The sequence below is a fragment of the Candidatus Melainabacteria bacterium genome, assembly GCA_003963305.1.
Classification (GTDB): domain Bacteria; phylum Cyanobacteriota; class Vampirovibrionia; order Obscuribacterales; family Obscuribacteraceae; genus PALSA-1081.
Window position 1 is genome coordinate 99,246 of the sequence record RXJR01000012.1, and the last position, 8,453, is coordinate 107,698.

Genomic DNA, 8,453 nt, shown 5'->3' on the forward strand with positions numbered 1-8,453 from the left:
CATATCACTTAGATACGACCTGATAAGTTTCCTGCCCCACCGTCTCTTTGAAACGTTGCGCTATTGGCATTCTCCAGCCAAAACCGAAGGCTCTGGTCGTCACTTTCAGACCCGGCGCAGCCTGATGACGCTTGTATTCGCTTCTATCGGTCTTGTTGATAACATCCATAATTACTTCAGGTTTGTAGCCCAGGCGAACAATTTCGTCAGGTTTGCGCCGTTGTTCGACGTAAGCCTGGAGGACCCCGTCCAGCACCACATACGGAGGCAGTGAGTCCTGATCGGTCTGGTTGGGGCGTAGTTCTGCCGATGGGGGTTTTTCCATGGTCGAGCGGGGAATTATCTCTCGCCCGGCTTCTTCATTAATGTATTTAGCCAGGTCATAGACAGTGGTTTTGAGCAGATCCGAAATAACCGCCAGCCCGCCGCACATGTCACCATATAAAGTGCAATAGCCTACAGCTAGCTCAGATTTGTTTCCGGTGGTCAAAACCAGGTAGTTGAATTTGTTGGAAATCGCCATCAGTATCCCGCCGCGAATACGCGCCTGGATGTTCTCTTCAGCGACATCGCGATTGGTGCCTTCGAATATTGGAGCGAGCATGTCGTTATAAGCAATCATCGCCGGTTCAATTGGAACAACCCTGTACTCCATGCCTAAGTTTTTGGCCAGGGCTTCGGCGTCGTCCAGAGACCCTTGCGACGAAAAAGGCGAAGGCATGGCTACGCCGACTACGTTTTCCTTGCCCAGAGCTTTGACCGCAATAGCTGCCGTCACCGCCGAGTCGATGCCGCCGGATAGACCGATAATGGTTTTACTGAATCCACACTTGCGAACATAATCTTTGGTGCCCATGACCACGGCTTTGTAGCTGTTGACGGTGCGGTCGTCTGATGAACTTCTGACGATGCCGTTATGCACATGCAGTGTTCCATCTGGGTTGGCGTCGATGTCAACGTAAATGAGGTCTTCGGCAAACTCATTGCCTCTGGCTATCAGCTCACCATCGCTGTTAACGACAATCGAGCGACCGTCGAAAATCAGTTCGTCGTTACCGCCTACTTGATTTACATAGATGACTGGAACTTTGTGCTTACGGGCCTGGTTGCGCACCAGATCGTGCCGGATGTGCTCCTTGCCGATTGAGAATGGAGAGGCCGAAATGTTGATCAGCAGTTGCGGATGCTGCTCGACCATACGCTCGATTGGGTCAATCAAATATCGAGGTTTGGTATTGATCTGCTTGGCATTCCATATGTCTTCGCAAATGGACAGACCGATGTTGATACCATCAACGGTGATCGGCGTGTATTCATGAGCTGGCTCGAAATAACGGTCTTCGTCGAAGACGTCGTATGAAGGCAGAAGAGTTTTGTACTGGCGGGAGACGATCTCGCCACCGTCTATGAAGGCGCAGGCGTTGAAGAGCGGTCGTCCGTCACCGGGGTTCATATCGACGAAACCCGTTAACACGGCGATTCCGCTTACGCTCTGTCGTAACTTTTCCAAGCCGCTTAAGTTGGCGGCGATGAAGCTGTCTTTGAGCAGAAGGTCCATAGGAGGGTAGCCACAGACCGCTAACTCCGGAAATATGACCAGCCGAGCGCCGCCCTGTTTGGCGTTTATTGCGAAGGCAATCATCTTATCGACGTTTCCATCGATATCTCCGATGGTCGTATTAATCTGACCGAGCGCAACTTTCATTCAAGACACCTATGCAATTTGTATATGTCTGGGGTACCAAACGTCTTGTAATTATCGCACTTCACGAGACATCCACGAGAGTTTAATCTTCGCATTTTTCTCAAGCCGTTAGCTGAAAGTCCCATGTGCTGGGATTCTACAAGAATCGCACTGCTGCTGGTTATTGGCAGCATATACCCCAAATGAGGTATCAATCTAATGAGGCATGGGTATAATGTCAGTAATTCGGGTTTTGCTTACTAGAAGTTGGGTGCAGATGAGGTTTTACAAGAGACTTGTCGGTTTAGCAGTGGCATTGACTGCTAGTTTGACACCGTATTTGATGTGTCAGGCATCGTCATCTGCGGAAGGTCTCGCCGATGGCTCCGGCGTCTGGATGAATATGTGGAACTACCCTGCCGGGGACTATGACACCTTCTGTCAGGGGCTCCACGCAAAGGGTGTGCGCAACCTTTTTATTCAGACATCGCGCAGTAACACCCCGGCTGTGGCCAACCCAGAAAAATTGGGACCCTTGATCGACGCCTGCCACAAGTACAAAATCCACGTCATCGCCTGGTCCTTTGCCGAGTTGTGGAATCCCACCGCAGATGCAGATAAATTGATTGAAGCGGCGCACTTTAGCAGCCCGACCGGTCAGCACATCGATGCCGTTGCTGCAGACCTGGAGAAGAATCTGGCACCTGCGAAGGTTGAAGCTTATAGTAAGCATTTGCGCCAGGCTCTTGGTCCAAATTACTCGATTATTGCCGTCGTCTACAGTCCACTTAATCTTGCTCCCCAGGTTGCCCAGATTCCCTGGAAGATGCTGGACCGCTACTACGATGTGATCGCCCCAATGAACTATTGGAATTCTAAATATAAGAAGCTGGACGCCTACGAATACACGAAAGCGACGATTCAGAAAGTGCGTCAGTTGGTCGGTCGCCCCGATGTCGAGATCCACATAATCGGCGACGCTATGGGCACCAATTCATCGACCATCACGCCGTTTTTCAAAGCTTGCCAGGAAGGGCAGGTTACCTCAGCGAGCCTATATCCGAACTTCAAAATGACTGCTGAGCAAATGGAGTGCATCGGGCGCTATTCCGAGTTTTTCCCGGTTAATTCGCGTTTCCGCCTTGCTGCTCTGCGCGAGATGATCAGAAATGGCACGATCGAATCGCCGATGAATCTCGACCCATCCACTCCGATGACCCGCGGCGATTTCTATAAACTGCTGGTTCGGCACATGTATGCCGGGAAGCCGCAGGCAGTTGAAGCTGGTATGACGGCTGAAACTGCTGCTAACTTCCTCGACCACAACGGTATCTTGCGCGCCGCCAATGCCTCGCCTGAGGCGCTGTCGGGCACTATGCCCCCACCGGAAGCCTTGCGCGTCGTGGCCTCTCTGGTCGATTTCAAGTCGAGCGGAAAGAAACCTCAATCGGCAACGGCTCATCAATCGCATCGACCGAGCGGTCACTGGTTCTCCCAGCCGGCATTTGCAGAAGGTGTCTCGACTCCTAACGTGAAACCGTTGAACTACCTCGACGCCGCTCAAATAGTCCTTCAAGCCTCGTCAGGTTTGCGATAGCTACGATTGGAGCAGGCTTGCAAAGATAGATAAGGATGGCGAAATTTATTCGTCAACTCCTTCTGTCGATAAGAGTTTGACCGGCAACAGGGCGGGTACAAAATTGGTAGGAATTCCTCGGAACGGCTTTCCCTGGCGCTTGACCATTCAAGCGGTAACGCATAATCGGTTGACGTAGTTCCCTGTTGTAGATATATTGTGGCGAAACTTTCAATATGCAACCACGATATGCAGCCGAAAATAAGCCGCTTCCTGGAATTGCATAAATTAGAGTTGGCCAGATCGACGAACAAGAAGAGTTTCGAGCGTTTGAAGAATTTGGGGTTTTACTAGTTTTAGCAGCGTGCGGAATTTGTGACCGCACGCATTCACACTTGCGGTGATTTCACACTAACCGCGGAGGTTTTGCTCATGATGAATGTTCAAGTGACCGGACGCAATATCGATCTCACACCAGCCTTGAAAGAATATCTTCTGGATAAGCTGCAGCGATCGCAAAAGCACTTTGACCACGCTTTGAATGCGGCGGCGGTGCTGAGTGTCGCGAAGAACCCGTCGGTGGCTGACAGTCAGACTGCTGAAGTGACCATCAAGATTAACGGTGCGGTGATTCGGGGCGAGGAATCGACCGAGAACATGTATGCCTCAATCGACCTTGTTGCAGACAAAATCGAACGTCAACTGCGCAAATACAAAACTCGTTATTACACTCGAGCTGGAAAGTCTTCTGAAAGACATCCCGAAAGTCTCAGTGACGAAAGCGCAGACGTGGTTGAAGATGATGAGTTCGAAGTTGTCAGAGAGAAGAAAGAGGTCGCGCTTGACGAAATTAGACCAAAAATCGTGCGTTCCAAGCGTTTCCCGCTCAAGCCGATGATGGCCGACGAGGCTTGCAAGCATATGGACTTGCTGGGGCATGACTTCTTCATGTTCATCAATTCTGAAACCAATCAAGTCAATACCGTTTATCACCGCCGGGACGGCAATTACGGACTTATCGAACCGGAAGTCTAAGCTGGACTGCCAGACAAATTTAAGTCATTCAGGGTAAATACTGTCCTGTTCAAGTTGTCGATCAATTAGAATCGATAATTGGACTAGTGTGCGTGTGTTTTAAAGTGATTTGAGGTTTGTAAGGTGGCTAGCGGCTTTTCAAGACGTTCTGTTTTTGTCCATTCTCTCCTTGCGTTATCCCTGACTCTGCAATCTACCGGTTTCTTCCCAGGCAATATGGCTTGGGCTGATTCCAGTCAGGTGATTGGCTTGAATAATGATGGTGTCAAAGCCCTGAACTCCAACAACTACCAGTTGGCTATTCAGAAGTTCGAAGCTGCTTTGAAACTAGACCCGAACTACAAGCTCGCCAGAGACAATCTGGCAATTGCACACAATAACTATGGTCTGCAGTTGCGGAATAATCCGGCCGAGGCGCTCAAACAATTCCATCAAGCTTTGTACTTGAACCAGACAAATGTCACCACGATGCAGAACGTGGAAGGCATCATTCGCATGATGGGAAAAGATCCCAAGTCGTTTGCCGATCGTGTTGCTCTCGGTGACCAGGCTCGTCTCGCTGCCGATTTCGTTGGCGCCATCATTGAGTATAGTGCCGCGCTGAAGTTGAAGGATGATCCGAAAATCCACGTGAAACTCGGCGACGTCTATCGTGTTCGGGATGAAACGGATAAGGCCATTGCCGAGTATCAAGCCGCGGCTAGAGCCGGTGATAGTGCCGACATCGAAGTCAAACTCGGACAGGCATATCAGGCGAAGAAAGATATTCCCAATGCAATTGCTGCATACACTAAGGCGATTACGTTCAAATCAGATGATGCTGATGTGCAGGACGCTCTTGTGGCCGGGTGGGAAGAAGCTCTCAAGGAAAATCCTTTAGCGCCGGAAAACCATATCGGTCTTGGACAAGCATTTCAATATCGTGGTGACTTCGGTCAAGCTGAGCAAGAATATCAACAGGCGATCCGCTTCAGCCCCGGCAAAACGAACCCTCTGGCGAGCAAGCTTCTGGCTGGACTGGCGGGTGCAAAGGTGCAGGCGAATCTCTCCAAGCACGTCAACAATGGTGTTGACCTGCAGGCTAAGGGACAGTTTGACGCTGCTATTGCCGAATATCAGCAGGCGATTGCCGCTGATCCGCGCAACAAAGATGTCGACGATATTTACGTAAATATCGGTAGTGCTTATCAGGCGAAGAAAGACTATACCAACGCCCTCACCTGGTATCAAAAAGCACTTTCTGTTGATCCAAGCAACGATCAAGCCAAAGCCGGCATAACGGCCGCGACTAACTTGCAGAAAGATACGATCGTCACCGAGAAGTATGCCTCTGGTGGTCAGAAATTCAAAGCCGGCGATTACGATGGTGCGATTGCCGACTTCCAGGCTGTATTAAAGGTAAATCCGAACGACCCCGACACTTTGTTCTCTCTTGGTGCTTCGTATCAAGCGAAGAAAGATTTCGACGACGCCATCAAGTGCTATCAACAAGCTCTTGCCGCCAATCCGAAGAGCCAGCAGTTTAAGGATGCGCTCGATCAAGCTTACATCAAGAAAGCTGAGCCTATTATCGCTGCTGCAGTGAAGTTGCACGAAGCGAAAAATTATGATGGTGCAATTGCCGGTTATACACAGGCACTACAGATAACACCAAACAATGCCAGTCTCTGGTACAACATCGCCTCCGCTGAATACGCGAAGCAGGAATATAATCGCGCGAAAGATGCATATCAAAAGGCTCTCGGGCTCGATCCAAAGGGGCAGGTGGCAGATTGGTACTTGATCGGTGCCATTGATGAAAACTATGGTCGTGTTCCTGAAGCGCTCGGATACTATCAGAAGTATTTGAAAGAAGCTCCGACCGGCACTTATGCTGCCGCTGCCAAAGAACGTTTTGATATTTTGAGCAAGGGCGGCAAGCCGGAAAAGATCAAGTCTGAAACTGAACTTGCAAATGAGAAAGCCGCAGACGAACAGTATCAACAAGCCGTTAAATTGCAGCAGTCCAAGCAGTATGACGCCGCCCTGCCGCTCTATCAGAAAGCATTGCAAATCGCGCCGAACAACGCAGATTACGTTTTTGCTCTGGGTACTTTGTACCAGGCCATGGGCAAGTTGAGTGATGCCGCAGATTGGTATCAAAAGGCAATTACTCTTGCACCGAACAATGCTGATTTGCCGAAATATCTGGCTGAGGTAAAAAATCTGCAGGCTGGACAGATATTCGACCAGGCTTCTGCGAAACAAACTTCAGGCGACAATGCTGGTGCCATCGAACTGTATAAACAGGGATTGGCTGTTTCGTCAAAAAATGCTCGCGTCTGGACAAACCTCGGTATCGCTTATCAGCAGACAGACCAGTGGGGACCAGCTCGTGATGCCTATCAGAAGGCATACGAAATCGATGCAAAAGGAGAAATTGGTGACCTGTACTTGATGGCGCAGCTGGATGAAAACGCCAATCAAGGTGCGAAAGCTCTGGGCGAGTACCAGAACTACTTGCGTCAAGCTCCCACCGGACAGTATGCGAGTGCTGCGAAGGACCGGGTCAAAGTGTTGACCGCGAATCCGACTAACGTTGTTCGTCTGCAGACGCAGGGACAGATCGCTCAAATCAAGACTGCCAACGACGCCTATGATGCAGGCGTGAAGCTGCAAACCGGCGGCGATCTCGATGGTGCCATTGCGAAATATGATGCCGCTATTGCTGCCAATCCAAACGAAGCAGCCTTCTGGTATGCGCGAGGAACTGCGTATCAGGCCAAAAAAGATTTCACAAAAGCGATTCCTGATTATCAAAAGGCGTTGAGCCTTTCGCCCAACAACAAGGACATGCAAGCTGTGTACAACGCGGCACTGGCCGAGCAATCCGGACCGGTTGTGAATGAAGCAATTCAAAAGCAGACGGCGGGCGACTTTGCTGGTGCTATTGAACTTTATAAGAAAGCGATTGCCACCACTCCAAATGATGCGACGCTGTATACAAATATAGCCAGCGCATATCAACAGGCGGAAGATTTCGCCAATGCAAAGACTTCATTCCAGAAGGCATTGCAGCTAGATCCAAAGGGTCAAGCTGATAACAACTACTTCTTAGGAATTCTGGACGAAAACTCAGGACAAGCGCCTGCTGCGATCAGTGACTACACCAAGTATCTTCAAGCTCAGCCTAAAGGACAGTATGCCGTGATCGCTCAAGGTCGTCTGAGCACACTGCGAGCTAACCCTTCTGCGACTCAGAAGATAGTCACTAAGGCTGCAGCCGCGGCTCAAGCAGCCGATGCTGCCAAACTGGGCGAAGCTCAAGCTGCATACGATGCCGCCGTGAAGGCTCAGACCGCCAACAATTTGGATGAGGCATTGGTTCAGTACAAGAAAGCGCTGGCAATAAGCCCTAACGAAGCGACTTACTGGTATGGCGAAGGAACCGCGTATCAAGCCAAAAACGATATGGATAACGCGATCAATGACTACAAGAAAGCCGTCAGTCTGAATCCGCGTGAAAACACCTACAAGCAGACTCTGACCGCAGCACAGGCGGCGGTAAACGCGGCTAAGGCTGCTCCGCTTGTAGATGCCGCTATCAAAAAGCAAACAGCTGCGAAACCAGACTTGCCTGGTGCTATCGCTGACTACGAAGCTGCATTGAAATTGAATGACGATGCCTACACTAATATGAACCTGGGCACGGCTTATCAAGCGGCTAATAACCTGCCGAAAGCTCTAGAGAAATACCGCCGAGCCATAGCATTGGATCCCAAGGGGTCTGCGGATGCAATGTATTATGCAGGTACAGTTTTGGAAGGAATGAAGCAGGGTCCAAATGCTCTGCGTGAATACCAGAACTATGTGAGAACGGCTCCAACCGGGCAATTTGTCAATGATGCGAAAGCACGGATCAAAGCACTCGGTGGAAAATAAAACAAAATTAGTTTGGTCTAAATTGAGCTCAACTACGGGAACTATTCTTTTTTCATCGCTGTCTAAAGAACCATAAGAAGAGCAAAAATCCAAAACATACTAAATGAACTGAAGACCGGCGCTAACTGTGAGAGCGCCGGTTTTTCTTGTGCGCTGGGCATGTTCAACAACTCGGAGGTGAAAGTCTTCTACACAGTTTGATGGCAACGAAGTGTTAGTGAACCGCAAGGGCGTAAC

General features: G+C 49.9%; 4 protein-coding genes. 3 read left to right on the forward strand and 1 reads right to left on the reverse strand.

Going from position 1 to position 8,453, the window contains the following annotated elements:
• Positions 1 to 4: 4 nt before the first annotated feature.
• Positions 5 to 1,705, reverse strand: coding sequence for an NAD+ synthase (locus EKK48_14765; GenBank protein ID RTL41196.1), 1,701 nt, complete (start codon positions 1,703 to 1,705; stop codon positions 5 to 7).
• A gap of 214 nt (positions 1,706 to 1,919) precedes the next feature.
• Between EKK48_14765 and EKK48_14770 the strand changes: the two genes are divergently transcribed.
• The 3 genes from EKK48_14770 to EKK48_14780 all read left to right on the forward strand — a co-directional run bounded on the left by EKK48_14770 (position 1,920) and on the right by EKK48_14780 (position 8,216).
• A complete protein-coding gene (locus tag EKK48_14770; protein RTL41197.1) occupies positions 1,920 to 3,281 on the forward strand; it encodes a hypothetical protein in 1,362 nt (453 codons plus the stop codon).
• A gap of 414 nt (positions 3,282 to 3,695) precedes the next feature.
• The gene (gene raiA, locus EKK48_14775) at positions 3,696 to 4,295 is read left to right on the forward strand and encodes a ribosome-associated translation inhibitor RaiA (protein RTL41203.1); all 600 of its coding nucleotides are present in this window, start codon (positions 3,696 to 3,698) and stop codon (positions 4,293 to 4,295) included.
• A 216-nt stretch (positions 4,296 to 4,511) separates the two neighbouring features.
• Positions 4,512 to 8,216 (forward strand): tetratricopeptide repeat protein, encoded by a 3,705-nt coding sequence (locus tag EKK48_14780; protein RTL41198.1) that lies wholly within the window; start codon positions 4,512 to 4,514, stop codon positions 8,214 to 8,216.
• Positions 8,217 to 8,453: the final 237 nt, after the last annotated feature.

Excerpts from the sequence above, each read along its gene's own strand:
- EKK48_14765 (RTL41196.1), bottom strand. The coding sequence starts at position 1,705 with ATGAAAGTTGCGCTCGGTCAGATTAATACGACCATCGGAGATATCGAT.
- EKK48_14770 (RTL41197.1), top strand. The coding sequence starts at position 1,920 with ATGTCAGTAATTCGGGTTTTGCTTACTAGAAGTTGGGTGCAGATGAGG.
- raiA (RTL41203.1), top strand. The coding sequence starts at position 3,696 with ATGAATGTTCAAGTGACCGGACGCAATATCGATCTCACACCAGCCTTG.
- EKK48_14780 (RTL41198.1), top strand. The coding sequence starts at position 4,512 with ATGGCTTGGGCTGATTCCAGTCAGGTGATTGGCTTGAATAATGATGGT.